The organism is Nocardia carnea NBRC 14403, from assembly GCF_000308515.1.
GTDB lineage: Bacteria > Actinomycetota > Actinomycetes > Mycobacteriales > Mycobacteriaceae > Nocardia > Nocardia carnea.
Genome location: NZ_BAFV01000107.1, coordinates 1 through 26,514 on the forward strand (window position 1 = coordinate 1; position 26,514 = coordinate 26,514).

A 26,514-nucleotide genomic window follows, 5' to 3' on the forward strand; every position below is an offset into this window, starting at 1 on the left:
CCCGATCGGGCGGTCAGTTTGCGCAGCGGTTCGTCGAGTTCGGCGCGGAAGAAGTCGAGGAAACCGTCGGGGTCGGGCCGGCGTTCTGCATGACCAGATGGTCGAAGCCGGCGTCCACGAACGGCTGCGCCACGTCGAGGTAGCGCTGCGGATCCGGGCCGCAGGCGAACTTCTCCAGGATGTCCTGTTCCCGCACGGTCGCGGAGGCGGCGGCGAAATTCACCGGGTTGGGTAGTTCGCTCATCACCTTCCAGCCCGTCATCGCCCAGCGTGAGGTCTCGTGGGCGGCGCGGGCCGCGGTCTGTTCGTCGGGCGCCCAGGCCATGGGAACCTCCGCATAGCGCGGTCCGTCCCCGCCCGCCTCGCGATAGCCGGAGACGAGTTCCGGTCTCGGTTCGGTGGCGAACAGGCCGTCACCCAGTTCGGCGGCGATTGCGGCGGCCCGAGTACCACCGGCGGCAACCGCGATCACCGGCGGTTCGTCGGGCAGATCGAACACGCGGGCATCGGACAGCTGCAGATGCCGGCCGTCATAGGACTGGTAGCCGCCCTGCCACAGTAACCGGATGATCTCGAGGGCCTCCCGCAGCAATGCGTGCCGGCCGGCCACATCGACCGGGAATCCCTCCCCGACGACATGCTCGTTGAGACGTTCCCCGGCGCCCACGCCGAGGGTGAACCGGCCGTCGGAGAGCAGCGCCACGGTGGCGGCGGCCTGCGCGATAATCGCCGGGTGGTATCGCACGGTCGGGCAGGTGACACCCGTGGCCAGCCCGATCCGCTCGGTTTCCGCGGCGATGGTGCCCAGGACCGACCACGCGAACGGCGAATGTCCCTGATTGTCCAGCCAGGGGTGATAGTGGTCGCTCATCTCGACGAAATCGAAACCGGCTGCTTCGGCGCGGACGGCCTGGCGGACCAGTTCACCGGGCCCGAAGGCTTCGGCGGCCAGCTTGTATCCGATCTGCATGGTTCCTCCGAAAGCTGTAGTGGCGGGTGCGCACGGACGACATCTGCGCGCAGATACCGGGCACGGGCGCGGTACCCGAGCGCCGGTGGGCGAAACGCGCTGCGCCGTCGAGGCGAGCCGCTCGCACAGCACGCCGGGTCAGGACAAGGCGGGACCACTGCATCGCCCGCGGACCGGGAATCCATGGTGCGTCCGGAGGAGCGAGCCGCGGCCGAGCCGTGCCCAGGCGCCGGTGTGCGATCCCGGCCCCGTGGATCGGTCAGCCGGTCGGCATTCAGAGCCCCGCGTTCCGGCGGCTCTGGGCTCTCCGGCCGGGAGTGCGGGTGACGGTGGCGCCGGCGGCGGTGGCGAGATGGGCGAAGGCGATCGCATCGTGAATTGCGGCGCCGCCGGGGTCGTTGTTGAAGTAGACGTAGATATCGTGCTCGGCGGTCCAGCTGCCGGCGAGACGTTCGGTCCAGGTGCGCAGTGCCTGCCGGCCGTAGCGGGGCGGCGGATCGGCGCGGCCGTGGTGCAGCCGCAGATAGCCCCAGTCGGTGGTACGCCACAGCGGTGTCACCGGTCGTGACCCGGCATCGGCCCAGCACAGTGCTGCACTGTTGCGTTCGAGGACGGCGCGTACTGCCGGGGTCCACCACGATTCGTGCCGTGGTTCGACCGCTACCCGTACTCCGGCGGGGAAGCAGCGCAGGCACGCCTCCAGCAGACCGGGATCGCTGTGCAGCGTGCCGGGTAATTGCAGGAGCACCGGGCCCAGCTTCGCGCCGAGACCCTCGGCGTGATCGAGCAGACGTGCCACGGGTTCGGCGGGGTCGCGCAGACGTTTCATATGGGTCAGGAAACGGCTCGCCTTCACCGCGCAGACGAAATCGGCAGGGGTGCGATCGTGCCAGGCGGTGAAGGTTTCCCGGCTGGGCAGGCGATAGAAAGCATTGTTGTTCTCGACGGTCGCGAACCGGGCGGCGTAATGCTCGAGCCACCGTCGCTGCGGACAGGTCTCGGGGTAGAACACCCCGCGCCAATCCCGGTACTGCCAGCCGGAGGTCCCGATCAGCCACGGCATCGGTGTTATTCCTGCCGTCTGCCGTGGTCGGGCGCGGCAAATCGGGTACGGGATCGAATGGTCGGCATTCGGGGCGATTACCCCGGAAAGGGAAGAGCATTCCCCAGCTGCCCCGCAGTGGGTTCTGCCGTAGTGCCACCGCCAGCACCAGAAGCGGCACGGCCGCGCCGAGTGCCGCCCGCGGCCCTGCCCCGAAGGAGCCCAGCATAGACATTCCAGCGCCGGCCCCTCCACAGCGTCGTCGCGGCGACCAGCAGGACCATCGGACGCGCCGCCCGGGACACACGTAGGCCGGCGCGGTGCTGCGGCCGGTGTACCCGGTGGCTCCGAACAACACGATCTTCGGCGTTGCTGGTCTTTCCCGTTCTGCTCGGCGTCAGGGCGGTGGTTGCCGACAACCCGGGATCGCTTTCCGGACCGGCACGCTACGGCCGGGTTTCCGCGGTATTGCCAGCCGGACCCATCTCCTTTTCCGATCCCGCGAATCGTTATTCCATGCTGTACAGATTCACTCGCGCGGCGCCATTGTTGACACGTGGGTCAGCACGTCCGAAAGGAGTCCCGTGACCGAGTATCCGTGCGCGGACCGAGACAATGGTGAATTCCGGCATGCGTCCGGTCTGCTCGCCACCGGGGTATCCGTGGTCAGTACCGCGGGCCCGGCCGGCAGCGGCGGACAGACGGTGAGTGCCATGTCCGTCGCCTCCTACGATCCGGCAATGCTGCTGGTGTGCGTCAATCGGCGCAGCCCGATCAATGACCTGGTCCGCGCGAACGGCACGTTCTGCGTGAACGCGCTCGCCGCGCACCACAGCCCGGTCGCCGATTCCTTCGCGGGCCGCCCGCGGCCGGGCTACGCGGCGTGGGATTTCAGCTGCGGTGAGTGGGATACCAGCGGAGCCCGGTCGCCTCGGCTGCTCGACGCCGTCGCCGTTTTCGACTGTGTGGTGGCGCAGATCGTGCCCGCCGGATCGCATTTCGTCTATCTCGGTGCTGTCTCTTCGACCCGGCATCGGACGAACCCGCCGCTCGCCTACACCGGCCACCGCTATCACCGGCTCGCGGTCCTCACCGAACGCGCCTCTGCCTGACCCGGCCTGCGGCGCCGCCGTTGTGGAGCGGTCCGGGATGCGCGAACTTTCCCGCTGCGCCATTCCGTGAACCCCGCCGTACCACCCGACCCGGTGGCACGCCGCCGGCTTTCGACCGACCGAGCTTCCCCCTGAGGACAATGTATGAAACACCAGCGAATTCGCCCCTTCAACACCGCCGACACCTACCCGGAACAGAATCTGGACAACGACCTGTGCCAGGCCGTTGTCGCGGGTGGTGTGGTGTACCTGCGTGGACAGGTCGGCCAGGACCTCGACACTCGGGAGTCCGTCGGTATCGGTGACCCGGTCGCCCAGACACGGCAGGCGATGGCGAATATCGACATGCTGCTGACGGAGGCAGGCAGTGAACTGGCAGATATCGTGAAAGTCGTTGTGTACCTGACCGATCCCCGCTACCGGGAGCCGGTGTACCGGGAGATGGGCCGCTGGCTCAAAGGCGTTCACCCCGTGTCCACCGGGATCGTGGTCGACGCGCTCGCGCGCCCGGAATGGGTCGTGGAAATAGATGCGACCGCGGTACTCGGTGCGGAGGCGGGCGCATGACCTTCTCCCTCACCGCCCACGATCCGGACACCGGTGCCCTGGGCATCGTCGTGAGTTCGTCCAGTCCGGCCGTGGCGGCACGTTGCGCACATATCCGTGCCGGAGTGGGGGCGGTCGCCTCGCAGAATGTCACCAATCCGGCTCTGGGCGAGGTCGGGCTGAACGCGCTGGCCCGAGGTGCGAGCGCTGCCGGGGCTCTCGAAGCGATGCTTGCCGCCGACGATTTCCCGGAGTACCGGCAGCTCGCCGTCGTTTCGGCCGACGGCACCACTGCCGGGCGTTCCGGCGAGCAGACTCTGGGCACCCACGCTGTCGTCTCGACCGGCCAAGCGGTTGTGGCAGGCAACCTGCTACGCGGTAAGCGGGTTGCCGTGGCCATGCTCGACGGCTACCGCACCAGCACCGAGGGGGCGTTCGAGGCCCGGCTGCTGGCGGGTTTCGCCGCGGCCGTGCTTGCCGGCGGAGAGGCAGGTCCGGTGCGGTCGTCCGGGCTCATCGTCGCCGAGGATGTGCGGTGGCCCGTCACCGATCTCCGCGTCGATGACGCCGACGACCCCTTGGGAGAACTGCAGCGGCTGTGGCGGCTGTGGGAGCCACAGAAGCGGGACTACCGGGTCCGGGCTCTCGAACCCGGGCGGGCCCCTTCGTTCGGCGTGGCAGGCGACCGGTGAACCGCCGCGACGAGATGCTGTGCCGCGCGGTGACTTCCCGGGCACCGGAGCTCCTCAGGGTGTCCCACGATGTCCACGCACACCCCGAGGTCGCCTGGGAGGAGGAGTGGTCGAGCGCCAGAGTGGCCGGCGAACTGGCCGACGCGGGTTTCACAGTGGAAACGCCCTACCTCGGATTTCCGACCGCGTTCCGCGCCACGATCGGCAGCGGGCCGCTGCATCTCGGCCTCTGCGCCGAATACGACGCCCTGCCCGGCCTGGGGCATGCGTGCGGGCACAACATCATTGCCGCGATCGCCTGCGGCGCGGGAACGGCTCTCGGGCGAATCGCCGACGACCTCGGTCTGACAATCCGGGTCCTGGGCACCCCGGCCGAGGAGGGCGGTGGCGGCAAGATCGAACTGCTCGACCGTGGCGCCTTCGCCGATATCCATGCCGCCGCGCTGGTACACCCGGGCCCGGTCGATGTGGCTCGGGCCGAACCGTTCGCGGTCTCGCATTCCCATATCACCTACCGGGGCAAGGCCGCCCACGCGGCGGCCTACCCCGAGCTCGGCGTGAACGCCGCCGACGCATTCACTGTCGCCCAGGTTGCGATCGGACTGTTACGCCAGCACCTGCCACCGACCACGCGCGTGCACGGCGTGGTCACCGCGGCGGGAACCGCACCGAACGCGATCCCCGGCGAATCGGCCGGACGCTGGTATGTGCGGGCCGCCGACCTCACCGAGCTCTCGGCCACCGAGGAGCGTGTGCTCGACTGCTTCCGGGCCGGCGCGCTCGCCACCGGTTGCGAGCTGGCCGTCGAACCGGAAAGCAAACCCTACGCCGAGTTCCGCAACGACACCGGCTTGACCGCCCTGTACGCGGCCGCGGCCGGTGAACTGGGTAGAACCTTCGACACCGGACCTGCCGCGCGAATGAACCGTGCCTCCACCGATCTCGGCAATGTCAGCCAGGTGGTGCCCGCTATCCATCCCTATATCGGTATCGATTCACTCCCCGCGGTGAATCACCAGGCCGAATTCGCCGCCGCGGCGGTGGGGTCCGCGGCGGATACCGCGGTGGTGCAGGGCGCGCAGGCACTCGCGCTCACCCTGGCGCGTGCGGCTGCCGACCCCCGCATGCGGGAAAGCCTGCTCACCGGTTCGGCGTGCGCAGGGCGCCGAGACCGTTGACGACATTGCCGGGCAGGACACCTCGGAGACCGTCGTCGAGTGCCCGCAGTGCGGCGCCCACCATGGCCGCTCTCGCCTCGACGGTCGATCCGGCCAGGTGCGGCGACAGGAACACGTTGTCCAGCTCGGCCCAGCGGTGTGGCCCCGTCAGGGGCTCTTGTGAGAACACATCCAGCGCGGCCGCTCTGATCTCGCGAGTGGTCAGTGCCGCGTGGAGCGCGTCCTCGTCGACGACAGCGCCGCGGGCGGTGTTCACCAGGACACCGTCCGGCCCGAGTAGTCGCAACCGGCGCCGGTCGATCAGGTTCCGGGTGTCCCGGTCGAGGGGAACATGAACCGTCAGCACATCGCTGCGCGCGCATAATTCATCCACATCCGGGACGCGTTCGAGCGGCAGATCCGTGGTGAGCGCGGGGGGCACCGCCGAACGGTGGTGGTACAGGATGCGCTCGACACCGAACGCGTGTAGTCGCCGGGCGACACCTTGTCCGATGCGTCCCATCCCGAGGATCCCGACGGTCCGGCTGCCGAGATCGCGTACCCCTTCGTCCGCGGCGGCCAGCATCCACCACTCGCCCCGCACGGTGCGCTCGTGATTGATCAACGCGTTCTTGATCAGCATCAGGATGGCCATGACCGTCCACTCGGCGACCGCACGGGCATTGGCGCCGGGGGCGTTGACCACCGGGATGCCGAGCGTGCGAGCCGCCTCGATATCGATCGAGTCGTATCCGGCGGTCGGTTGCACGATGAGCCGGCAGCGTCGCGCCGCCGCCAGTGCCGGACGGTCGAGGCGTACTTCGCCGGCCCAGTCGCCGAGCAGGAAATCGGCTTCGGCGATACGGTCGAGCAGTTCTTCCTGGGAACGGGGATCCACTACGCGGAAGTCGTGCTCGGGCAGACCCGGAGTCGTCCGGTGAATCGGCACAACGATATCGGCGGGGCTCGTGGTCAAGACGATGGGTGTGGACATCGGGCTCCTTCAGGACCAGAGTTCGGCGGTCAGGCGCCGGCGCAGTGCGTTGAAGGCATCCGAGGTCCGGTCCCGGGGGCGGGGGAGCGGCACATCCACGACTGCCTGGATGCGGCCGGGCCCGGCGGCCATCACCACGACCCGATCGCCGAGCACGATCGCTTCCTCGATGGAGTGGGTGACGAATACGGCGGTTTTACGCCGCTGCTCCCACATCCGCAGCAGCTCGTCCTGCAACTGCATCCGCCGCTGTTCGTCGAGTGCGCCGAACGGTTCGTCCATGAGCAGGATCGCCGGGTCGATGGCGAGGACGCGGGCCAGCGCGACGCGCTGTTTCATACCGCCCGAGAGCTGGTGCGGATAGTGGTCGGCCACCTGCCGCAGCCCGACCAATTCCAGCATCTCGTCCACGATCCGGGCGGTTTCGCGTTTCCCCGTTCGTTTCTCGCGCAGTCCGTAGGCGATATTGCGCCGCACGGACAGCCAGGGGAAGAGCGCGAAATCCTGGAACACCACGCCCTTGTCCGGGGAGGGGCCGTCGACCGGCGCACCGTCCACCAGCAGCGTTCCACCCGTCGGCCGGTCGAAACCGGCAATCATATTGAGCAGGGTCGATTTACCGCACCCCGACGGCCCGAGGACGGTGACGAATTCGTCGGCCGCGATATCGAGATCGACACCGTCCAGTGCCACGAATGTCGCGCCGCCCGAGGGGAAGGTCTTGGCCACGGCCCGGCAGCTGATCATCGCGCTGCGCTCGATCCGCACGCCGGCGGTCTCTGCGGTGTCAACGGACATTCGGCGACCACCTCAGTACGGGCTTCGCGGCCAGTCCGAGCAGTTTATCGGAGAAATAGCCCAGCAGTCCCACGCTGAACATCGCGACCACGATCACGTCCATCCTTCCGAAGTAATAGGCATCCCACAGGCTGAAACCGAGACCGGATTTGACGGCAACCATCTCGGACACGATGACCAGAACCCAGGCCAGGGCCAGTCCGACGCGCAGCCCGGTGAGGACGGCGGGCAGCGCCGACGGAAGCCCTACTCGCCACAGCGTCATCCGCGGGCTCGTACCCAGCATGCGGGCTGCCGAGACGAGAACTTTCGGGGTCCCGAGCGCCCCGGCCGACGCATTGAGCACGATGGGCGGAAAGCAGCCCAGGGCGATCAGGAAAATCGAGGCGGTCGGCTGAATCCCGAAGAACACGACAGCGAAGGGAACCCACGCCGTGGTCGGGATGGGTCGCAGGATATCGATCACCGGCTGCAGTAGCACCCGCGCCCAGTGTGACCAGCCGATCAACAGCCCGACCGCCGTGCCCGCGACAGCGGCGACGAGAAACCCGAGGACCACTCGCTGCGTACTGGCGAACACCGCCGCGAACCAGGTGCCGCTGTAGGGGTCGGCGGTGCCGTCTCCGCTGCCGAACGTCCAGGTCCACCAGGTCTGCGCCACCGTGTGCGGGGCGGGTACCGATCGAGTATCGACCAGCCCGGTTAGGGTCGCCAGTTCCCACAGCACGATCAGAAGCAGCGGCACCGCCAAGTACTGCGGCCGGAAACGGATGCGAAGACCACGTAGGCCGCGCCGGTTCGTACGGGGAGTGGTCGAAGATACGGGAACGAGGCTCGGATCGGTCGCGGTGCTCGTACTGTCTCCATTGCGCGGAAGCGAGGGCTCTGCGCGGTCACTCGGCGTCACCGCCTCCCGGTCCGGCTCGCTCATGCTGTGTTCATTGCGCATGGACGTGGGGCCTGCATGGTGACGCTGCGCTGCCGCTTCCGGCCCTGACTCGTTCATGCGGCGCCCAGTTCGGCGCGCGCGGAACCGGTGACCCGCTCCAGTGGGCCGTAGTCGAAGAACTCCGCGACGCGGCCGCTGGTATCGGACAGCAAACCGTTGCCGGCGAACTCGGCGATGATCTTCTCGGCCGGCCCCTGGGGCAGCGCGATATCCATCGTGCCGGTACGCACCGCTGCGCGGGCTACCTGCTGGTCCATTCCGGTCTTCTCGGTCAGCGCGGTGACCCATGCCTCGGCGTCGCCGGTGAGCGCGTCGGTGCGTTCGCGGAGGCAACCGACAAGGGCGTCGACGGCTGCCGGATCATCGTGCAGTGCCTTCGCGACGTAGAGCAGACTGGTCGCGTCGCCGAGGGCGCCGTCCTGGATATCGAACGGTGGTGCCGCGCCGAAGCCCTGGACCAGCGTCGTGGCGGCATTCGGTTCCCAGGCCACCATCGCGTCGACCGCGCCGTCGCGCAGAGCGGTCTGCAGCGGCGGCCCGGCACCCGCGAAGGGCACCAGCTCGACGTCGGCGACATCGACCCCGGCTTCGCGCAGCGAGGAGCGCAGCAGCATCTCGACGAAGCTGTTCGGTGGTACGCCGATCTTCTTTCCGCGCAGATCGGCCCAGGTTTCGATACCGGAACCCGCTCGCACGGTGATATGTTCGCCGCCCCGGTACACCCCCGCCACAGCGCGGAACTCCTCGAATCCGTTGTCCAGCATCTGGCCCAGGTTCTGGTATCCCATCACCGCGGCCTCGATCTGACCCTGTTCCAGTCCGCGCTGGATTTCGGCGAATTGTTTGAATGCGGTCAACTCGATGGCGACGGAGTCGGATTCGCATCGGTCCATGGTCCAGGCGTTCGCGGCGTGGACGTCGTACATGAAGCCGACGGTGATCGTCGTCTTCGACTCGTCGGCCTGCTCGCTGCCCGCGAGCGTGCATGCGGTGAGAGTCGTGGCAAGCATCGTGGCCAGCGCGGCGGTCAGCAGCCTTCGCGGTGTGGATAGTGGGCCCACCGAAACTCCATTCGAAATAGGCAATTGTCGGCAACGAGGAAAGCGCGAAACGGTCCGGGTGGGGACGGTCGAGGTTTCCTCGTGTCGCTGCAGCCTCACACGGCGCGGAACCACGGTCAAACAAAGAAAGCTGAGCCGTTGCATCTGTGGAACAGATGGCCCCGCAGGCGGTCCGGTCGAATTTCCCGGAGCGTAACAAATACGTCACCGATGGATAATCGAAATAGTCGACCGGGGACGCCGAGACATTTTCCGCCGGGCGTCGAACGGCTCCCGTTGCAATCCCGCCGTACGCCTCCGACCGGCCCGTGGGCGTCACTGTGCAAACCGTCGGCACGAGCGGGCGTGCTGTGTGGCCGGCTCGACCGGTAGCCCGTTCACCTGCGGTGCTGTAACAGTTTCCGGTGATGATTATCACCCGCGTGCCGCCCGGCCGGAGATCGGAGCGTGCCGGGCAGCCAGGCGGTGCGGACGGAGCAGAGAAACGCATGCATGACGATTGCGAATGCTATTGCGAACTCTTCAGTCCACGGGATTCTCGTTAAATATCCGTCACCGAAATATTTCCGCCGCGACAATTATCAACCCGGTAATCGGCATCCCTTCAGCAGATGCAAAGTGCCGCTTTTGATTGTTTGACGGAGTCCGGGCGGTGCCGGAATCTGAATTGGCCCACCGCGTCGGCGCGGTACGCCCGGCAGAGAAGAACCTGCCGGCCGTCACAGCCCGTCGCAAACATACGGGCGCAGGAGAGGAAACGCAGTTGAGGTCACTCCACAAAGCAGCCGCGGTCTGCGGCGTTGTCGCCGCACTTCTGGTCACGGGGTGTTCGGGCACAGGCGGAAGCAGTTCGGGAACACCGGAACTGGTACTCGCCGTCGAAACGAACGAGGGCGATCCGCTGGCCGATATGTTGCTCGCGTTCGCCGACGAAGTGGAAGCCGAACTGGGCGGTGCCGTCACGCTGAAGGTGCAGACCGGGGGCGCGATCGGCGATGAGGAAGCGGTGCTGCAGGGCCTGCGGGGCGGTGCCGTCGATATCGCCGCGGTGAGCGGGTCGGTCGCCAATCTGGACCCGATGTTCAACATCATGGAAATGCCGTTCCTGTTCACCGACCGCGATACCGTCTCGGAATTCCTGGACGGCGATTTCGGTGCCGAGCTCAGCGATTCGCTCGTCGACTCGATCGGTGCCCGGGTACTCGCCTTCGGCGAGAACGGGTTCCGGCACGTGACCAACAGCGAGCGGCCCATCACCACCTCCGCCGACCTCGCGGGCCTGCGGATCCGCGTTCCCGGGAGTCCGGCGCGGGTCTCGTTGTTCGAAGCCCTCGGTGCGGCACCGACGCAGATCGATCTCGGCGAGGCCTACCTCGCGCTGGACCAGGGCGTGCTCGACGGTCAGGAGAACCCGCTCAAGGTCGTCGACGCCTTCTCCCTTTACGAAAAACAGCGCTACCTCTCGCTGACGTCGCATATCTACAGCCCGGTATATCTGACGGTCAACGAGCGAAGCTGGCAGCGTCTATCCCCGGAGATCCGGCAGGGACTCGAGAAGGCCGCCACCGCGGCGTCGGCGACCAGCAGGCAGCTCGGCGCGGATGCCGATACGACGCTGATCGACCGATTCGAAGCGGCCGGTGTGGAGGTCAACGACGCCGATATCGACCAGCTGCGCCGTCAGGTTGCCGGGGTGCGCGACGAGATCGCCGGCGATATCCCCGGTGATTTCGCCGACCGTGTCCTGGCCGAGTACGGCCGGTGACAGGAAAGGACGGACAGATGCGACCGCACCTGCCGCTCGCGGCACTGAACACCGCCACCCGCATCGGATTGGTCTACATGGCGTCCAGCACGCTAATGGAGGCTGAAATGTACGCCATGGCAACGCCTTCGGCGACTATCCACACGAGCAGGGTCACCCTGCCGAGTGTCACCGTCGCCGGTATAGATGCGATGATGCGTTCCCCGGAACTGCGGACCGCGGCCGAACTGGTCGCGCAGGCCCCGCTCGATATCCTCGTCTTCGGCGGTACCAGCGCGTCTTTCCTGCACGGCACCGCGTGGGACCGGATGCTGGTGGAGCACCTCGAGAAGTGGAGCGGGCTCACCGGACGTTGCACCACGACATCGACGGCGAGTATCGCCGCGCTCGATGCCATCGGTGCCGGTCCGATCGCCCTGGTGACGCCTTACCGGAGCGAGGTGGTCGAGCGCGCGGAACGGTTTTTCGCCGAGAACGCCCATCCGGTGGTGAACAGCGTCGGGCTGGGGATCATCAGCGACCGGGAACTCGCCGAGGTTCCGCTGGACGACGTCTACGACCTCGCCGTGCGCACCGATACCCCCGAAGCGACAGCGGTTTTCATCAGCTGCACCAATTTCGCCAGTGTCGGTGCCATCGCGGCGTTGGAGGACGAACTGGGCAAACCTGTCGTCAGCGCGGTGCAGGCATCGTTCTGGTACGCACTGGAACTGGCCGGCGCGGACGCCGCGAAACCGGGCTTCGGCCGGCTGCTGGACTCCCGCGTCGCGGCCGCCGGACCGGGAGTACCCGGATGAGCACGGAATACGACCATGCTCTGCCGGGATCGGCCGATATCGCCGAACAGCTCGGTTCGGCGGCGGGTGCGGATCCGGCGCCGCAGACCCGGACGCTGATCGACCGCGTCCTGGAAGCACTGGCCGCGCTGTCACTTGCCGCGATCACCGTGCTGCTGTTCGCGAACGCCTCCCTGCGGTATCTGGCGGATTCGCCCCTCGGGTGGACCGAGGAGATCGTGACGGGACTGATGCTGTGGCTGACGATGTTCGGTTTCGTGCTCGGCGTCCGCCGCCGGGAGACGATTACGGTGCGTGCGTTCGTCGACCGGCTACCCGCCGCCGTCCGGGTGTGGCTGGAACTGTTCACCGGCCTCGTGACCGCGGCGGTACTGCTGCACCTGGCCTGGTTCGCCTTTCGATACGTGAGTGAATTCGGTTCCGACGCCACCCCTTACCTGCGTTTGCCACGCGGTTTCTTCACCGCGGCACTCCCCGTCGGCGCGTTGACAGCAGCCCTGATCGTCCTGGTGCAGTTGCCCCGGGTGCGCGAGTTCGTGCTGCGCGATCGGGAGGAGCGGTCATGACTCTGGCGCTGGCCCTTGCCGTTATCGTCGGCCTGCTCGTGCTCGGCACACCGCTCATCGTCGCCATGGCGGGCGGCGTCGCCGTCTACGCGACGGTCGAGGGCTCGTGGATGCTGCAATACCCGCAGCAGGTCTCCGACGGGATGGGCAGCTTCGTGCTCCTGGCGATGCCGCTGTTCATCCTCGCCGGAGTGGTGATGAATGCCGGCGGTATCGCCGACCGGGTATTCGCCTTCGCCCGATCGCTGTTCGGATCACTGCCCGGTGGGCTTGCTCAGGTGGACGTGTCGACGAGCCTGTTCTTCGGTGGCATGGTGGGCACCTCGGTAGCCGACCTCGCCGGTACCGGTTCCACGCTGATTCCGCAGATGAAACGGCACGGCTATCCCGCCCCGTACGCCGCGGCGGTGACTGCGTCGTCGTCGGGTATCGGGCCGCTGATCCCCCCGTCGTCGCCGATGATCCTGTATGCGGCGGCCACCGGTACGTCGCTCGGCACATTGTTTTTCGCGGGGGTTGTTCCCGGCATCATCCTCACGGTCGTTCTCATGGTCGTCGTCGGGGTACAGGCGAAACGTAACGGCTGGGGCGAGAAGATCCGGTTCAGCTGGGCGGAGGTCGGCCGCACTCTGTGGTCGTCGGCGGCGGCCTTCGGGGTGCCGGTGATCATCCTGCTCGGCCTGACCCTCGGCGTTTTCACGCCGACCGAGTCCGGGGCCTTCGCGGTGGTGTACGCGATCGCAGTGTCCGCCTTCGCCTATCGTTCGCTGGGTATCCGCAAGCTGTACCGCTGCCTGGTCGAGGCCGCCGTGCTCACCGGTGAGGTGATGCTCATCGTCGGTGTGTCCGTGGCGCTGGGTGCGGTGCTGGCGATGGCCGGGCTCCCGGGGGCGCTGGCCGACCTGGCGACCGCGATCGTGCCCGGGGATACCCAACTCGGCTACGTCGTGGTCCTGACTCTCGTGGCGATCGTCGCGGGGATGCTGTTCGATCCGCTGATCCCCGTGATCATGCCGGTGCTGCTGCCGACAATGCTGCAGGCCGGAATCGATCCGGTCCATTTCGGCGTGATCATCGTGATGGCGGTCGTCATCGGACAGGTGACTCCGCCGGTGGCGATGTCGCTGGTGGTGGCGGCGAAGATCGCGAAGGTCGACGCCTGGCAGGTACTGCGCGCCAATACGCCGTTCCTGCTGGCCACGGTGCTGGTGCTCGCGCTGGTGATGCTGTTCCCGTCGCTGTCGACGTGGTTGCCGGCCGTACTGGGGGAGCCATGAGTACCGGAGACCTGCTGCGCGAGATCTCGCTGACCCAGCTGCGCTATTTCATCCGCGCGGCCGAACGGGAGAGCATGACCCGTGCGGCCGAGGACCTCTACGTCGCCCAGTCGGCGGTGTCCTCCGCGGTCGCGCACCTGGAGAAAGAGCTCGGCGTCCAGCTGTTCATCCGCCGGCACGCGAAAGGTCTCATTCTCACCGCGGCGGGCCGGGAGCTATTGCTGCGCGCCCGGCAGCTGCTCACCTCGCTGGCGGAATCACTGGAGGTCATCGCCGGCGACGCCCAGGCGTTCGCGGGCACGCTGCAGGTGGCGTGCTTCTCCCCGCTGGCCCCGTTCTATCTACCTTCCGTCCTGTCCGGACTGAAACTGGCACATCCGGCCCTGGACGTGCATGTCAGTGAGGCGGACGCCAGCGAGGTGGGTCAGCACCTGGAATCCGGCCGGGCCGAGATCGCCCTCACCTACGATCTGGCGCTCGGCGACTGCATCGACCGCGAGGTGCTGGCGGAGATCCGTCCGTACGTCGCGCTCCCGGCGGGGCACAAACTGGTGGAGGAACGCGCCGTACACCTCGCCGATCTGGCGGCCGAGCCGATGATCCTGGTCGACCTACCGCACAGCCGGGACTATTTCACCGGCGTGTTCACCGATCGCGGATTGCAGCCCAATATTCAATTCCGTTCCAGCAACTACGAAACCGTGCGCGCGATGGTGGCGCAGGACCACGGCTACAGCCTGCTGCACCAGCGCCCGGCAACCGATACGACCTATGGCGGCGGCCGCGTCGTCGCCCGGCCGATCGCCGACGATGTGGAACCCCTGCGGGTGGTGGTCGCCACGCTGGGGGCGATGCGGATCAGTCAGCGGGCGCGCGCCTTCGCCGACCGCTGCCGGGCGGTGGTCGCACACGACCTCGGTCGCGCGCATTGACCTGCAGCGTGCCCACGCGGAAATGCATCGCCCGATGCCTGCCGCGGCCTCCGGCCGCGCCCGTATTCGATCGAAATATGAAGCCCCGAACCGTATTGGAGGATCTGTGATCGAGGCCCGACCGATGCCCGCTTACATACCCACCCCGGCGGGACGCGTCCACATCGTGACCCAGGGGGACGAGGGGCCCTGTCTGGTGTTGTTGCACCAGACGCCGCGTTCCTGGGACGAATACCGTCTCCTCCTGGGCCATTTGGCCGGCTACCGTCTCGTCGTACCCGACCTGCCCGGTTACGGAGCGTCGGAACCGCCCGCCGGGAACACCATCGAAGCGGCCGCGGCCGCGGTCCTGGCCGTACTGGACGCGCTCGGAATCCGCGAGGCGCATTTCGCCGGCCACCACTACGGCGGGCTGGTCGCCTACCACATCGGTGTGTCCGCACCCGATCGCGTCGCCTCATTGGTGCTGTCCTCGACGCCGTATATCGACGCCGCGGAACGTGAGCGACGACGGGACGCGCCCGCTTTCAATGCCGTGGACGTGCGTGGGGACGGCGGTCATCTCGCCGAGCTGTGGCAGCGGCGCAGCACCTACCTCGCCGAACCGGAGCCGGGCGTCCTGGCCCGGTATATCCGCGATGTTCTCGCCCACCCCGATCCCGACCGCGGGCACGCTGCCGTTGCCGCGTATCGCTCCGAGGACGGTGCCGGGCGGTATCGGGGTCCGGTGCTCTGCCTCGCTTCGGCACGCGATCCGCGCGCATTCCCGCTGCGGCATCGGGTGCTCACCGCGTTCCCGCAGGCGAAGGAGATCGTCCTGGAAGACGGCGATATCTCCAGTCCCGAGACGTGTCCCGCCGAGTTCGCCCGCGCCGTAACGGATTTCCACCGCGATGTGGCGCCGCGGTGAACGAGACCATGCGTGCCGCGGTCCTGGACGGGACCGGCGGACCCGAGACCCTGCGTATCGAACGACGACCCGTGCCGGTGCCCCGGGCGGGCGAAGTACTCATCCGAGTGGCCGCGTTCGGTCTCAACAACGCGGAGATACTGCAGCGACGCGGTGCGATACCCGCACCGCCGGGCGGTGTGCCGGGGCTCGAATGCGCGGGCACTGTCGCCGTGACCGGCCCGGAAGTCACCGCGCTGCACCCCGGCGAGCGGGTCGCGGCTCTCACCCGCAACGGGGCCTACGCCGAGTACGTCGCGGTGCCCGAAGGTGCATGCCTGCGGCTGCCGCAAGGACTGGACCCGGTGGTCGCCGGGGCGCTTCCGGAGGCAGCGGCCACCGCCTGGTGGAATCTCGTCCACCGCGCGCGGGTGAGCGGGGGCGACCGGGTGCTGGTGCACGGCGCCGCCGGGGGTGTCGGTTCGCTCGTGGTGCAACTGGCCCGGGCGCTCGGTGCCGAGGTGATCGGCACCGCGCGCGGTACGGCGAAAACTCGGTTGTGCCTGGACCTCGGCTGCCGGCACGTGCTGGACTACGGCGCCCAGGACATCTTCGCGGAGCTCCGTCGCCTCGCTCCGGACGGCGTGGACGTGATCATCGACAACCAGGGCGGGCCCACCCTGGCCGCGAACCTGGCCGCGCTCGCCCCGCTGGGCAGGCTCGTCGTGGTCGGCACCCAGGGTGGCACCGGCGCCGCACTCGACGTGGGCGCGCTGATGGCCCGTGGCGCCGAGATCTCCTCGTCGAGTCTCGGCAAGCTCGATGACGCGCATCGCGTCCACCTGTGCCGCGAAATCGAACGCGAGGTGCTGCCCCGGATCGCCACCGGCGAACTGCGATCGGTACTCGACCGCCGGTTCCCCCTGGAACAGATCTCCGAAGCGCACCGGAGGTTCGAGGATCCCGGCCGGGTCGGAAAGGTCGCGGTCGTGGTGGCGGAGTGGGTCGATTGAAACAGGAAAACAGATGCAGGGCAACGGAACCCGCTCTTTGCCGGATGCCCTTCCGGACGGAAGTATCGAAGTCGCGGACGATCACGACTCCGCGATCCCCGGCCCGGCTCCGAGCCGGGTCTTCGGCGGGGATATGCCCGGCCGCGGCATCGCCGGAACTCATCGCGCTCTCGCCGCGATCGACACGGAAGGAATCCATTCATGATCAAAACCGGGGACGAATACCGCGAATCCATCGGCACCGGCCGGGAGATCTATATCGACGGCGAGCGGGTCGGCGATATCACGAAACACCCCATGTTCGCGCCGATCGTCGATATCCGGGCGCGCATCTACGACCTGGCCCACGAGCCCGGTAGCCAGGAGGTGATGAGCTACGTCGACAGCGCCGGCGAACGCAACTCGATCGCCAACAAACTGCCGCTCTCCCAACAGGACTGGCACGATAAACGCACCGCCGTCGATCTGGTGCTGGACGAGGCTCGCGGTGTGGTCACCAGGGTCGGCGACGAGACGATCGGTGAGATGTGGGCCCTCTACGACGGCCAGGACGTACTCAACGAGGTCGACCCGCGCTTCGCGGAGAACATCCGCAATCATGTGCACCGCGCCGTGACCGCCGACCCCTTCCACATCTCCGCCAATACCGACCCCAAGGGCGACCGCTCCAAACGTCCCCAGGACCAGGACCCGGACATGCTGCTGCATGTGGTCGAGGAGACCGCCGACGGGATCATCGTGCGCGGCGCGAAGTACGAGACGGCCGCCCCCTATGCCACGCAGGCCTTCACCAAGCCGACGATCGCGAACTGGGGCGACAGCGAGCTCTCCGACTACGCCGTCGGATTCGTGCTGGACCTGAATGCGCCGAACCTGAAGTTCATCTGCCGTACCGGTTTCGCGGGCCGCCGCGCCGCCGCCGATTACCCCCTGGCCAACCGCGTCGACGAGGTCGAGGCACTGGTGATCTTCGACAATGTGCTGATCCCCTGGGACAACGTGCTGTTCTACCGGCACACCCGCGCCGCCACCTTCGTGCGCAGCACGCTGCACCGCTACAGCGCTCTGCCGTATGTGCACCGATCGATCCGGTTCGCCGACCTGATGATCGGCGCAGCACTCTGGAACGTACGGCAGACGGGTCTCGACAAGAACCCCGCCGTGCAGGAGAAGCTGGCGATGCTCGCCTGCTACCGCGAAGGTATCGACGCGCATCTCACCGCGGCGATCGCGACCGCCGAGACCAGCCCGGGCGGGCTGACCATGCCGAATCAATCCCTGCTCTACGCGGGCCGGGTCTGGGCGCAGACCCAGCTGCCGCAGATGATGCACTGGGCGCGCGAACTGTGCGGCGGACAGATCTGCATCACCCCGGATTCGGCGACCTTCGCCGTGCCGGAAGCCGCGCCGTGGCTCGAGAAGTACTACTCGATCACCGAACAGTGGCAGTCCGACGACCGCCGCAAACTGCTCGCCTTCGCCCGTGACCTGCTCAACAGCGATTACGCCGGTCACCGGCTGACCTTCCAGCTCTTCGCCCAGGCCCCGCCGTTCGCGCACTACCAGGCCGTCTACCGGAACTTCGATTTCGACGGTCCGCTCGGGCTCGTCAAGGCCGCGGCCGAATTGTCCGATCGGGTGGAGGAGGGTTCCGCGGGATAGCGCTCCCGGGGCTGGGCGGCCAGCGGTCGGGGGGCGCCGATGGCACGATTGCGATCGTGCCCTCGATTCGATCGTTCCCAGAGCTGGCTCATGTCGATGACCCTGCGTGGCCAGAACTCCAGAAGCTGCTGAACTCGGCCGCCGTCCCGACGACAGCATTGCCACCCAGCGCGGAGCACGCTCGGCAAACCCTGCTCCGCTTACAGGTCACGGCCCGCTCGATGCTCGGCGCGTTCGCACTCAACGTCGGCGGACTCCTCGTCGATCATGGCTGGCTGCGGATTCTCGGTGCGGGCTGCGCCGGCCTACCGGATCTGGCCTCGGTCAACGGGTTGGGGGAGCCGGGTCCGCAAGCCCGGCCGCCCGGTGCTCTGGTTGTGGCCATCGACGTCCTCGGCGGCCGGTTCGCCGTCAACGGCGGTGCTCTCCCGGCCGAGCCCGGGGAAGTCTGCTACTTCGGGCCGGATACCCTCGGATGGTCCGCGATCGGGGGCGGTCACACCTCATTTGTGCAGTGGGCGCTCGGCGGTGGCACCACAGAGTTCTACGAAAGCCTGCGCTGGCCCGGCTGGGCGGAGGAGGTCCGTGATCTGTCACCGGGACAGGGGCTCTCGGTATATCCGCCGCTGTGGTCGGTCGAAGGACACGACGATATCGCCGGGACAACTCGCGGTCCGGTAGCTCTGACCGAGCTCATCGCCTTCCACGTCGACTGTGCTGCGCAGTTCGACCGGAGCCCGGGTGGTATCCCGGGCTGAAGTACTGCAGCGCTGGGCCAGGACAGGCTGTCCAGGCGCCGATCGGATGACGCCCACTCGGTGCCCGATCGGCTCGGCCGGAGGTGTCGGTTCGCTGTGGCGGGATGCGGGAGTGGTCGCACTACTTCGCACTGACCCCTGACTGCGGACTGTCACCCAGCCGGGTGGCGATGGCGGGCTAGAACGCGCACCTCACTGTCGATCCGGCCGCCGCGGTCTCCGCCGAAGTGACCGCGGGGTATCGGTGCCGGTCACTTCGGTGTGGGGCGGTCCAGCCAGTGCAGCAGGGCAGCGGTGACCTCGGCCGGTCGCTCTTCCATGAGGAAATGATCTGCATCCACCCGGATCAGCTCGGCCTCGGGTATCCGTGCGACGAGCTCCTCGGCGGTGCGCAGGGGGATCGCCGGGTCCTGCGTGCCCCAGATGACGGTGGTGGGGCAGGCGATCTCGTGCAGCCGGGCACCGAGTTCGGGTCGCGTCCGGACCTCGTAACCCGCCCAGAAATGCGTGTACCAGCGCCGGCCGGCCGGGGTGCGCAGCACGTCGAGGTAGCGTGCCAGCTTTTCCCGGTCGAAGCTGCCGTTGCGCAGGTAGCGCGCCAATCCGATCCGGTGCACCGAATACACCGGCGGTGTGGCCAGCAGGCGGCGGGTCGGGCGGTGGCGGGAGCCGACGGTGAACGCGCCGAACAGCAGTCGGTACGGCGGTGTGAAAGTACGGTGGGCCCGCGAATTCAGGATCGCCAGCCGCCGGACCCGATCAGGATGGCGCTGCACGAACCCGAGTCCGAGAAAGCCGCCGTAATCGTGACAGGCCAGATCGACCCGGTCCACTCCCAGAGCATCGAACATCCGCGCGATCCGATCGACTTCGCTGTCGTAATCGCAGGACAGGGCGGTATCGCGGGCGGAGTCGCCCCAGCCGAGCCAATCGGGGGCCAGTACTCGCCGCCGCGCCGACAGCGGGCCGATCTGGTGCAGCCAGGCCCGATGCGATTCCGGCCAGCCGTGCAGCAGCACCAGCGGGTCGCCGGTACCGGCCTCGGCATAGCACAACCGGGCACCGTCGACTGTTGTCTCCTTCAGTTCCGGTGCCGTTCCCTGATCGATCCGATCCGTGGTCATCGCCGCCTGCCTTTCTCGTTCCCGGGCCGGTTGTGGCGGGAGAATCCCGGCGGCCCGGATCAGCTCGTCACCGGCACCGGAAGGGTGCCGTTCCGCGATCCCGCGCCGGTATCGTCGCGCATATGACACAGGCGGCACTTCCGGAAACGTGCGCTGCACCGGTGACCACGGCCCGGCTGTGGGTGCGGCTCGGTCACGCCGTCTATCTGGGGCCGGGGCTGGGACTGGACGCGCATTCCACCGCCATCCCGTCGCTCGGTATCGGTATCGACGCGCCGTTCCGGGTCCGGGCCGGCGGGCTCCCCGATATCACCGCCCGCAGCTTCCTGTTCCGCGCCCGGGTCACGCATCACGTGGTGCAGACCCAGGGCCGCATGCTGTTCTGTTTCTTCGATCCGACCAGCACCGCTCTGGCTCGCTGTCTCGGCGGAATGACCCGCCTGGCCGGCGATTATCCGTACGCGCACTACCGCGAAGCCGATCTGATCGCCCTGTGCCGGGAACCGGAGCCGGATATCGAACGGCTACTGGACCTGGCGAGTATCCCGGTGCCCACCATCCGTGACGCCCGGATCGCCGCCGCCGCGAGCCGGATCCGTGCCGATCCCGCCCGTCCGCACCGTGCCGAGGAAACAGCCTGCGCCGCCGGGCTTTCCACCTCGTACTTCCTGCGTACTTTCGCCGCGCAGACCGGGACCAGCTTCCGCCGTTACGTCCAGTGGGCACGGATGGTGCAGATCGCCCGGTCCCATGCCGCCGGTCACGACCTGACCCGGTCGGCGGCGGATGCCGGGTTCGCGTCACCGTCGCATTTCAGCGATACCTTCCGGGCGATGTTCGGGCTCACCCCCACGGCATTCACCCGGATCGGCGGAGATCTGCGCATCATCGAGCAGTAGTGCGTTATTCGCGGACGACCTCCACCGGGTCGCTGAGTGCCCGGGCCAGTGCCGCCTGTTGCGCGGCACCGGCGGGCGCGATCGCGGCGGAGGCCTCCGCCGTATGGGTGCCCAGTAGCGACACCATGTGCTGGAGCCGGCCGATCCCGCTTTCCAGGAGTTCGGCGGCGCCGAGAAGCTGTGCGACGCCCTCGTCGGCGCGCCCGGGAATATCTTCGGCGAGTGCGCTGCCCTGGTCGAGCTGATCGGAGATCGTCGTGAGACGGCCGGCGAGGTCGTGCAGGGTGGTGCCCAACCCGGCGTCAGGGTCCGTTCCGGTGCCGAGTTGCCCGGCGGGATCTTCCAATTGTGTGGTCACCTGTCCGGACACGTCACGGACAGCCTGGAGTTTCGCGACGATATCGGCGATCGGCGCGGCGCCCGCACCGGGCAGGCCGTGCAGTACGGGCAGTATCCGGTCGAGTCCGGTCGTCGTCGCGGCCGCCGCCTGCCGTGCGTCGCCCAGCGTGATCTCCGTGGTATCCAGGGCCGTGGCGAGCTGACCGGCCTGCTCGGCCACACCGTCCAGCGTGGAGGTGAGGGAGTCGAGCGCCGAGGACAGCTGGGCCACACCGGTTTCGGCGACCTCGACGAGATCCAGTAACTGTTCCGATCCGGCGTCGAACTGTTCGGTGCCCGCCACCGCCGCGTCCAACCCGGTACCCAGCAGTTGGGCGGTGAATTGTGCCGACGAGATATGCGTTCGCGCGCGGGCGGTGGCCTCCAGCGCCGTCGTGATTCCGGCGGCGCCGATCTGCCGCGTGACGGTCGTGATCGCGCCCTCGACGGTGGCGTTCTCGGCGTTGTCGTGGATGTCGACGGTGAGCCGGGCGCGGCGCGGCGACTTACCGGCCAGGGTTGTCATGGCGTCGGTCAGATCCGCGGGCAGGGTGATCACTGCCGCGTAATCGCCGGTATCCGCGGCCTCGGCGGGCAGGATATGCCAGTCGTAGCCGCCGGCCTGCTGAACCGAATCGAGAACCCGGTCGCCTGTCGGCCCGGTATCGGCGTTCACGAGGGCGATGCCGGTCGGCGCCGCGGAGACGCGGGTGCAGGCGGTGACACCGGCGGCCGCACCGATGAGGACTACAAGACTCACAGATGCCGCCCGGGCATGAGTTCTGATCACGGACCGGACAGTACGGCCGCTTTTTGACAGAACAGCCTGGCGCCGGTGAGGGTTCGGTAAGGATTCCGGCGGAAGCGGCCACTGCCTTGCCCGGGGCCTGTACAGCGGGCGGATCCGATCGACCGTAAACCGACGATTTCGGGCCGCCACAACCAAGCGCTTGCTACGATTCGCCGATGATTTCGACGGTCGTCTGGGGTACCGGCAATGTGGGTCGCGCCGCAATACGCGCGGTCGACGCCCATCCGGGACTCGTACTGACGGCCGTGGTCGTCCACGATCCGGCCAAGCACGGGCGGGACGCAGGTGAACTCGCCGGGCTGGACCGGCAGCTCGGCATCGCGGCCACCACAGATATCGAGGCCGTTCTCGCGGACAACCCCGATGCCGTGGTCTATGCCGCGTCCGGTGATATCCGGCCCGCTGATGCGCTCGCCGATATCGTCCGCGCCGTGGGCGCCGGGGCCGTGGTGGTGACACCGGCCCTGTACGCCCTCTACGACCAGCGCAGCGCACCGCCGGAAATCCGCGAACCGGTCCTGGCCGCCATCGAATCCGGTGGCGGATCATTGTTCGTCTCCGGAATCGACCCCGGCTGGGGCAACGATGTCCTGCCGGTGCTGATCAGCGGTCTCGGCAGCGTGGTCGATGTGGTGCGCTGCCAGGAAATCTTCGACTACTCCACCTACGACCAGCCCGATTCCGTCCGCTATCTGGTGGGTATGGGACAGCCCATGGACCAGCTGCCCCCCATGGTGGCGCCGGGTGTGCCGACCATGGTGTGGGGCGGGCAGGTGCGGCTCATGGCGCGCGCCCTCGGGGTCGAACTGGACGAGATCCGGGAAGACGTGCAACGACTGCCGCTGGAGACCACGGTGGAAACCGCGACGATGGGCAGTTTCGCGGCCGGAACCCAAGGCGCGATGCGGTTCGAGGTGCAGGGCATCGTGGCGGGCGCGCCGCGGATCGTCGTGGAGCACATCACCCGGATCCATCCGGCCTGCGCACCCGAATGGCCCACCCCGCCCAACGGGTCGGGCGCGCACCGGGTGATCATCGAAGGGCGACCGCGTATCGAGGTCACCGTCGAAGCCACCGACGAGGGCGGCAACTACGCGGCCGGTGGTAACGCCACCGCCGTCGGGCGCCTCGTCGGCGCCATCGACTGGCTCGTCGACGCCGCGCCCGGTCTCTACGACGCACTCGACATACCGCTGCGACCCGCGGCCGGCAAGCTGGGAAGGAACAGCCATGCGAGTTGACATCCCCGAAGGTAAGGACCCCATCGGCTATGTATGGGGCGAGATGGTGCCCGGTATCGGCACCGCCGCGTCGAAGTTCTCGCTGGCGGTCTACGAGCACACGACGCTGGGACTGCGCGAATTCGAGGCGGCGCGGTTGCGGATCGCCCAGATCAACGGGTGCATCTTCTGCCTGGACTGGCGTACCGAACGCGACGGGCAGAAGGTGGAGGAGGGATTCGCCGACGCCGTGACCGAATGGCGCACATCCGCCGAACTCGACGATCGGACCCGGCTGGCCGCCGAATACGCCGAACGCTACGCCCTCGACCACCACAATCTGGACGAGGACTTCTGGTCCCGGATGACCGCGCACTACAGCCAGGCCGAAATCGTGGAGCTCAGTATGTGCCTGGGTTCGTGGCTCGCGTTCGGCCGGCTCAATCATGTGCTGGGGCTCGACGCGGTCTGCGTGCTCCCAAGCCATTCCGGCGGTGCTGCCGGCGCCTGACCCGGCACTGTCGAATTCGCCCGCCCCGGTACGCGCGGGGTATGGAGAAACGCGATCGTCTCGCCGATCCCGGAGGCGACCGGACCCCGTATGCCCCCGAAGGCACCTGGCCGGCGCGGGTGCACAGTTATCCGGCCGACGGTGTGGACCCCCGGCGACCGTGCACCGGGTGCCGTCGGCGGCGGTGCTGCACTCCAACGGCGACGCCCTGGATATCGCGGTCCGTGACAACCACATCGTCGGGGTCCGGGGTGGGCACCGACCGGGTGCACCGCGGCCGCCCCGGTCCCGAGGATCTGTTCGGCCGGCAAGCCGATTCCGCATCCGACCGACTCACCCGGCCGTTGATCCGGGCCGACGGCGAACTGGTCGAAACCGATCGGGATACCGCGAAGCAGTGCGTCGTGCGGTACAGGGCGGCGAGGTCGCGCAGTCACACCGGAGCCGGTGGTGCGACCGGTTCGGCGCGGGTACGTCCGCGATCAGCGGGTGTCATATGTGTGGATCGGGGTAAGCCGCTGGCTCGACCCGATACGGCGAGGAGAACCGATGCGCGTAGTCGTCACGGGGGCGACCGGCAATGTGGGGACCGCGGTGCTCGACGCCCTGTCCACCACACCCGAGGTGACCTCGATCGCCGGCCTGGCCCGGCGTAAACCCGCGGCGGAACGGCCGGGGGTGGACTGGGTGGCCGCGGATGTCCGCTCGACCGATCTCGCGGCGATCTTCCGCGGTGCGGACGCGGTGATCCATCTGGCGTGGGCGTTCCAGCCGACCCGGCGGCCACTGGATACCTGGCGCACCAATGTGGGCGGTACCGAACGTGTACTCGATGCCGTGGCCACCGCAGGGGTGCCGGCTCTCGTCTATGCATCGTCGATCGGCGCGTACTCGCCGGGTGCCGGCGATACACCGGTCGACGAGACATGGCCGACCGAAGGCTGGCCCGAGGCCTCCTACATGGTCGAGAAGGCCTATGTCGAGCGGGTCCTCGACCTGTTCGAACAGCAGCACAGCGAATGCCGGGTGGTCCGGATGCGGCCGGCGTTCATCTTCCAGCGCGCGTCGGCGAGCGAACAGCGCCGCCTGTTCGCCGGACCGCTGGTGCCCAACCGGCTGGTGCGCCCCGAACTGCTTCCGGTACTGCCGTACCCGCGCGGGTTGCGTTTCCAGACCCTGCACAGCGCCGATGTCGCCACCGCCTACGCGGCCGCAGTGGTGGCCGATGTGCGGGGCGCGTTCAATCTGGCCGCCGAACCAGTCGTCGACCGCGCCCAAATCGAACGCACCCTGGAGGTTCGTGCCATATCGGTGCCGCCGCGCCTGGTCCGCACCGTCCTGGCCGGTGCCTGGTATCTGCACCTGGCACCCGCGACCCCCGGCCTGTTCGACGCCCTCATGCATCTGCCGGTCCTGGATACGACCCGGGCGCGCACGGAACTCGGCTGGGCACCCCGTATTGCCGCCACCGATACCTTGCGGCTGTTCCTCGACGCGTTCCGGCGCGGCACCGGTGGGCCCACCCCGCCGCTGGCACCGGACGCGGGCGGCCCGGCCCGGCACCGCGAATTCGGCTCCGGGGTCGGCGGCCACGATCCGGTCGACGAATAGCTGTGTCACCGCGCCCGGACCGGGTAGCCGCCCGCCATGGCAACTATCGCTCCCTTACCGAAAGAACGTATCGGCGCACCCCTGCGCGCGGTGGTGACCGGCTCCGATTCGGGGATCGGCCGGGCCGTCGCGGTGGCGTTGGCCGGTGGCGGCGTCGATGTGGGCATCACGTATCACACGGACGAATCCGGCGCCGCGCATACGGCCGAGCTGGCCCGTGACCGCGGTGCCCAGGCCGTCGTCCGGCAGCTCGACCTGGACGATCTGCCGACGAGTACGGCCGCGATCGACGAACTCGCCGGTGCACTGGGCGGGCTGGATGTCCTGGTGAACTGCGCGGGCACCGGATCCTCGCAGAAGGCGATGGATATGGATTTCGACACCTGGCGTCACGTCCTGTCCGTCGATCTCGACGGAGCGTTCCTGTGCACCCAGCGGGCGGCCCGGCATATGATCGACGCCGGTCGCGGCGGGCGGGTCATCAATATCACCAGCGTGCACGAGCATGCGCCGAAGGTCGGGGCGGCACCGTACTGCGCCGCCAAAGCGGGTCTGGGTGCGCTCACCAAAGTGCTGGCGCTGGAGCTGGCCGAGCACGACATCACCGTGAACTCCGTGGCGCCGGGCGAGATCTCGACGCCGATGACCGGCCAGGACGATGCAGATCCCCGTGAGCATCCCCGGCCGGGGCTGCCCCTGGGCCGGCCCGGTCACGCCGACGAAGTGGCCTCGGTGGTCGCATTCCTGGCGACCCCGGCCGCCGGATATGTCACCGGCTCCTCCTACGTCGTCGACGGCGGGATGCTGCTCATGGGCCCGCAAACCAGCCAGCTGGTCGGCGACGAGAGCTGGCGCCGTCCGGGTGCGGCTAAGGAGGTGGCCGATGTTTGATCCGATCACGCCTGTTGTGCGGACCGCCTTCGATACCGGTGCGCGGTTGCGGCACGCCCGTTTCTTCCACCCGCGCGGTATCCGCCTGG

Annotated in this window: 26 protein-coding genes and 2 pseudogenes; 20 read left to right on the forward strand and 8 right to left on the reverse strand. The window is 68.1% G+C overall.

The features are described 5' to 3' along the window. Nucleotides 1-970: pseudogene (locus ON22_RS27180) on the reverse strand (TIGR03557 family F420-dependent LLM class oxidoreductase); the annotation flags it as partial. A 274-nt stretch (nucleotides 971-1,244) separates the two neighbouring features. After that, nucleotides 1,245-2,033 (reverse strand): DUF72 domain-containing protein, encoded by a 789-nt coding sequence (locus ON22_RS27185; protein WP_033245562.1) that lies wholly within the window; start codon nucleotides 2,031-2,033, stop codon nucleotides 1,245-1,247. A 563-nt stretch (nucleotides 2,034-2,596) separates the two neighbouring features. Between ON22_RS27185 and ON22_RS36400 the strand changes: the two genes are divergently transcribed. The 4 genes from ON22_RS36400 (at nucleotide 2,597) to ON22_RS27205 (ending at nucleotide 5,540) form a co-directional block, all read left to right on the forward strand. Further along, complete coding sequence (locus tag ON22_RS36400) at nucleotides 2,597-3,124, forward strand: flavin reductase family protein (protein WP_051158143.1); 528 nt, start codon at nucleotides 2,597-2,599, stop codon at nucleotides 3,122-3,124. Between the two features lie 144 nt (nucleotides 3,125-3,268). Next, on the forward strand, nucleotides 3,269-3,691 hold the full coding sequence (locus tag ON22_RS27195; RefSeq protein ID WP_033245561.1) for a RidA family protein: 423 nt from the start codon (nucleotides 3,269-3,271) through the stop codon (nucleotides 3,689-3,691). Further along, nucleotides 3,688-4,362, forward strand: coding sequence for a DUF1028 domain-containing protein (locus ON22_RS27200; protein WP_033245560.1), 675 nt, complete (start codon nucleotides 3,688-3,690; stop codon nucleotides 4,360-4,362). The genes ON22_RS27195 and ON22_RS27200 overlap by 4 nt, the downstream gene beginning before the upstream one ends. A 14-nt stretch (nucleotides 4,363-4,376) precedes the next feature. Beyond that, entirely contained in the window at nucleotides 4,377-5,540 is a 1,164-nt protein-coding gene (locus ON22_RS27205) for a M20 family metallopeptidase (protein WP_033245786.1), read from the forward strand. Here ON22_RS27205 and ON22_RS27210 read toward each other — a convergent pair. The 4 genes from ON22_RS27210 to ON22_RS27225 all read right to left on the reverse strand — a co-directional run bounded on the left by ON22_RS27210 (nucleotide 5,503) and on the right by ON22_RS27225 (nucleotide 9,321). Further along, nucleotides 5,503-6,513: a 2-hydroxyacid dehydrogenase gene (locus ON22_RS27210; protein WP_051158144.1), complete on the reverse strand. Its 1,011-nt coding sequence runs from the start codon at nucleotides 6,511-6,513 to the stop codon at nucleotides 5,503-5,505. The genes ON22_RS27205 and ON22_RS27210 overlap by 38 nt on opposite strands. A 9-nt stretch (nucleotides 6,514-6,522) precedes the next feature. Continuing rightward, nucleotides 6,523-7,311: an ABC transporter ATP-binding protein gene (locus tag ON22_RS27215; RefSeq protein ID WP_197039698.1), complete on the reverse strand. Its 789-nt coding sequence runs from the start codon at nucleotides 7,309-7,311 to the stop codon at nucleotides 6,523-6,525. Further along, a complete protein-coding gene (locus tag ON22_RS36940) occupies nucleotides 7,301-8,056 on the reverse strand; it encodes an ABC transporter permease (RefSeq protein WP_051158145.1) in 756 nt (251 codons plus the stop codon). Before ON22_RS36940 ends, ON22_RS27215 begins: the two co-directional genes overlap by 11 nt. 257 nt (nucleotides 8,057-8,313) lie before the next feature. Next, nucleotides 8,314-9,321, reverse strand: a complete 1,008-nt coding sequence (locus ON22_RS27225) for an ABC transporter substrate-binding protein (protein ID WP_033245559.1) — start codon at nucleotides 9,319-9,321, stop codon at nucleotides 8,314-8,316. Between the two features lie 763 nt (nucleotides 9,322-10,084). Between ON22_RS27225 and ON22_RS27230 the strand changes: the two genes are divergently transcribed. From ON22_RS27230 to ON22_RS27275, 10 genes are all read left to right on the forward strand, one after another. Further along, on the forward strand, nucleotides 10,085-11,086 hold the full coding sequence (locus tag ON22_RS27230) for a TRAP transporter substrate-binding protein (protein ID WP_156052358.1): 1,002 nt from the start codon (nucleotides 10,085-10,087) through the stop codon (nucleotides 11,084-11,086). 17 nt (nucleotides 11,087-11,103) lie between these two features. Beyond that, nucleotides 11,104-11,883, forward strand: a complete 780-nt coding sequence (locus ON22_RS27235; protein WP_051158147.1) for a maleate cis-trans isomerase family protein — start codon at nucleotides 11,104-11,106, stop codon at nucleotides 11,881-11,883. Next, a complete protein-coding gene (locus tag ON22_RS27240) occupies nucleotides 11,880-12,449 on the forward strand; it encodes a TRAP transporter small permease (RefSeq protein WP_033245558.1) in 570 nt (189 codons plus the stop codon). Before ON22_RS27235 ends, ON22_RS27240 begins: the two co-directional genes overlap by 4 nt. Further along, complete coding sequence (locus ON22_RS27245) at nucleotides 12,446-13,726, forward strand: TRAP transporter large permease (protein ID WP_033245557.1); 1,281 nt, start codon at nucleotides 12,446-12,448, stop codon at nucleotides 13,724-13,726. Before ON22_RS27240 ends, ON22_RS27245 begins: the two co-directional genes overlap by 4 nt. Next, nucleotides 13,723-14,658, forward strand: a complete 936-nt coding sequence (locus ON22_RS27250; RefSeq protein ID WP_033245556.1) for a LysR substrate-binding domain-containing protein — start codon at nucleotides 13,723-13,725, stop codon at nucleotides 14,656-14,658. The genes ON22_RS27245 and ON22_RS27250 overlap by 4 nt, the downstream gene beginning before the upstream one ends. A 124-nt stretch (nucleotides 14,659-14,782) precedes the next feature. After that, on the forward strand, nucleotides 14,783-15,568 hold the full coding sequence (locus ON22_RS27255) for an alpha/beta fold hydrolase (RefSeq protein ID WP_033245780.1): 786 nt from the start codon (nucleotides 14,783-14,785) through the stop codon (nucleotides 15,566-15,568). After that, nucleotides 15,565-16,560: an NAD(P)H-quinone oxidoreductase gene (locus ON22_RS27260; protein WP_051158149.1), complete on the forward strand. Its 996-nt coding sequence runs from the start codon at nucleotides 15,565-15,567 to the stop codon at nucleotides 16,558-16,560. Before ON22_RS27255 ends, ON22_RS27260 begins: the two co-directional genes overlap by 4 nt. Before the next feature lie 13 nt (nucleotides 16,561-16,573). Then, on the forward strand, nucleotides 16,574-16,765 hold the full coding sequence (locus ON22_RS27265) for a hypothetical protein (RefSeq protein WP_033245555.1): 192 nt from the start codon (nucleotides 16,574-16,576) through the stop codon (nucleotides 16,763-16,765). After that, entirely contained in the window at nucleotides 16,762-18,222 is a 1,461-nt protein-coding gene (locus ON22_RS27270; RefSeq protein WP_033245554.1) for a 4-hydroxyphenylacetate 3-hydroxylase family protein, read from the forward strand. Before ON22_RS27265 ends, ON22_RS27270 begins: the two co-directional genes overlap by 4 nt. A gap of 56 nt (nucleotides 18,223-18,278) precedes the next feature. Then, on the forward strand, nucleotides 18,279-18,980 hold the full coding sequence (locus ON22_RS27275; protein WP_197039697.1) for a DUF2625 family protein: 702 nt from the start codon (nucleotides 18,279-18,281) through the stop codon (nucleotides 18,978-18,980). 251 nt (nucleotides 18,981-19,231) lie between these two features. Here the strand turns inward: ON22_RS27275 and ON22_RS27280 are convergent, their stop codons facing one another. After that, the gene (locus tag ON22_RS27280) at nucleotides 19,232-20,104 is read right to left on the reverse strand and encodes an alpha/beta fold hydrolase (protein WP_033245553.1); all 873 of its coding nucleotides are present in this window, start codon (nucleotides 20,102-20,104) and stop codon (nucleotides 19,232-19,234) included. 122 nt (nucleotides 20,105-20,226) lie between these two features. Here ON22_RS27280 and ON22_RS27285 point away from each other — a divergent pair, with 122 nt between their 5' ends. Then, complete coding sequence (locus ON22_RS27285) at nucleotides 20,227-21,003, forward strand: helix-turn-helix transcriptional regulator (RefSeq protein WP_033245552.1); 777 nt, start codon at nucleotides 20,227-20,229, stop codon at nucleotides 21,001-21,003. 4 nt (nucleotides 21,004-21,007) lie between these two features. Here the strand turns inward: ON22_RS27285 and ON22_RS27290 are convergent, their stop codons facing one another. Further along, nucleotides 21,008-22,141, reverse strand: coding sequence for a YhgE/Pip domain-containing protein (locus ON22_RS27290; protein WP_231508673.1), 1,134 nt, complete (start codon nucleotides 22,139-22,141; stop codon nucleotides 21,008-21,010). Between the two features lie 206 nt (nucleotides 22,142-22,347). Here ON22_RS27290 and ON22_RS27295 point away from each other — a divergent pair, with 206 nt between their 5' ends. The 5 genes and pseudogenes from ON22_RS27295 (at nucleotide 22,348) to ON22_RS27310 (ending at nucleotide 26,425) form a co-directional block, all read left to right on the forward strand. After that, nucleotides 22,348-23,433 carry an NAD(P)H-dependent amine dehydrogenase family protein gene (locus ON22_RS27295; protein ID WP_033245550.1) on the forward strand — a complete coding sequence of 362 codons (1,086 nt, stop codon included), beginning with the start codon at nucleotides 22,348-22,350 and terminating at the stop codon, nucleotides 23,431-23,433. Further along, nucleotides 23,423-23,923 carry a carboxymuconolactone decarboxylase family protein gene (locus tag ON22_RS27300; RefSeq protein WP_033245549.1) on the forward strand — a complete coding sequence of 167 codons (501 nt, stop codon included), beginning with the start codon at nucleotides 23,423-23,425 and terminating at the stop codon, nucleotides 23,921-23,923. The genes ON22_RS27295 and ON22_RS27300 overlap by 11 nt, the downstream gene beginning before the upstream one ends. A 41-nt stretch (nucleotides 23,924-23,964) precedes the next feature. After that, nucleotides 23,965-24,354 (forward strand): annotated as a pseudogene (locus ON22_RS38195) (nitrate reductase); the annotation flags it as partial. A gap of 118 nt (nucleotides 24,355-24,472) precedes the next feature. After that, a complete protein-coding gene (locus ON22_RS27305) occupies nucleotides 24,473-25,534 on the forward strand; it encodes an NAD-dependent epimerase/dehydratase family protein (RefSeq protein ID WP_033245548.1) in 1,062 nt (353 codons plus the stop codon). Between the two features lie 36 nt (nucleotides 25,535-25,570). Continuing rightward, nucleotides 25,571-26,425, forward strand: a complete 855-nt coding sequence (locus ON22_RS27310) for an SDR family oxidoreductase (protein WP_063820671.1) — start codon at nucleotides 25,571-25,573, stop codon at nucleotides 26,423-26,425. The last annotated feature ends 89 nt before the right edge of the window (nucleotides 26,426-26,514 follow it).

What these genes read in the sequence shown, in the direction of transcription:
- ON22_RS27295 (WP_033245550.1), top strand. Translation starts at nt 22,348, where the DNA reads ATGATTTCGACGGTCGTCTGGGGTACCGGCAATGTGGGTCGCGCCGCA.
- ON22_RS27235 (WP_051158147.1), top strand. Translation starts at nt 11,104, where the DNA reads ATGCGACCGCACCTGCCGCTCGCGGCACTGAACACCGCCACCCGCATC.
- ON22_RS27270 (WP_033245554.1), top strand. Translation starts at nt 16,762, where the DNA reads ATGATCAAAACCGGGGACGAATACCGCGAATCCATCGGCACCGGCCGG.
- ON22_RS27200 (WP_033245560.1), top strand. Translation starts at nt 3,688, where the DNA reads ATGACCTTCTCCCTCACCGCCCACGATCCGGACACCGGTGCCCTGGGC.
- ON22_RS27265 (WP_033245555.1), top strand. Translation starts at nt 16,574, where the DNA reads ATGCAGGGCAACGGAACCCGCTCTTTGCCGGATGCCCTTCCGGACGGA.
- ON22_RS27195 (WP_033245561.1), top strand. Translation starts at nt 3,269, where the DNA reads ATGAAACACCAGCGAATTCGCCCCTTCAACACCGCCGACACCTACCCG.
- ON22_RS27205 (WP_033245786.1), top strand. Translation starts at nt 4,377, where the DNA reads ATGCTGTGCCGCGCGGTGACTTCCCGGGCACCGGAGCTCCTCAGGGTG.
- ON22_RS27215 (WP_197039698.1), bottom strand. Translation starts at nt 7,311, where the DNA reads ATGTCCGTTGACACCGCAGAGACCGCCGGCGTGCGGATCGAGCGCAGC.
- ON22_RS27300 (WP_033245549.1), top strand. Translation starts at nt 23,423, where the DNA reads ATGCGAGTTGACATCCCCGAAGGTAAGGACCCCATCGGCTATGTATGG.
- ON22_RS27250 (WP_033245556.1), top strand. Translation starts at nt 13,723, where the DNA reads ATGAGTACCGGAGACCTGCTGCGCGAGATCTCGCTGACCCAGCTGCGC.
- ON22_RS27245 (WP_033245557.1), top strand. Translation starts at nt 12,446, where the DNA reads ATGACTCTGGCGCTGGCCCTTGCCGTTATCGTCGGCCTGCTCGTGCTC.
- ON22_RS27185 (WP_033245562.1), bottom strand. Translation starts at nt 2,033, where the DNA reads ATGCCGTGGCTGATCGGGACCTCCGGCTGGCAGTACCGGGATTGGCGC.
- ON22_RS27255 (WP_033245780.1), top strand. Translation starts at nt 14,783, where the DNA reads ATGCCCGCTTACATACCCACCCCGGCGGGACGCGTCCACATCGTGACC.
- ON22_RS27285 (WP_033245552.1), top strand. Translation starts at nt 20,227, where the DNA reads ATGACACAGGCGGCACTTCCGGAAACGTGCGCTGCACCGGTGACCACG.
- ON22_RS27280 (WP_033245553.1), bottom strand. Translation starts at nt 20,104, where the DNA reads ATGACCACGGATCGGATCGATCAGGGAACGGCACCGGAACTGAAGGAG.
- ON22_RS27240 (WP_033245558.1), top strand. Translation starts at nt 11,880, where the DNA reads ATGAGCACGGAATACGACCATGCTCTGCCGGGATCGGCCGATATCGCC.
- ON22_RS27210 (WP_051158144.1), bottom strand. Translation starts at nt 6,513, where the DNA reads ATGTCCACACCCATCGTCTTGACCACGAGCCCCGCCGATATCGTTGTG.
- ON22_RS27305 (WP_033245548.1), top strand. Translation starts at nt 24,473, where the DNA reads ATGCGCGTAGTCGTCACGGGGGCGACCGGCAATGTGGGGACCGCGGTG.
- ON22_RS27310 (WP_063820671.1), top strand. Translation starts at nt 25,571, where the DNA reads ATGGCAACTATCGCTCCCTTACCGAAAGAACGTATCGGCGCACCCCTG.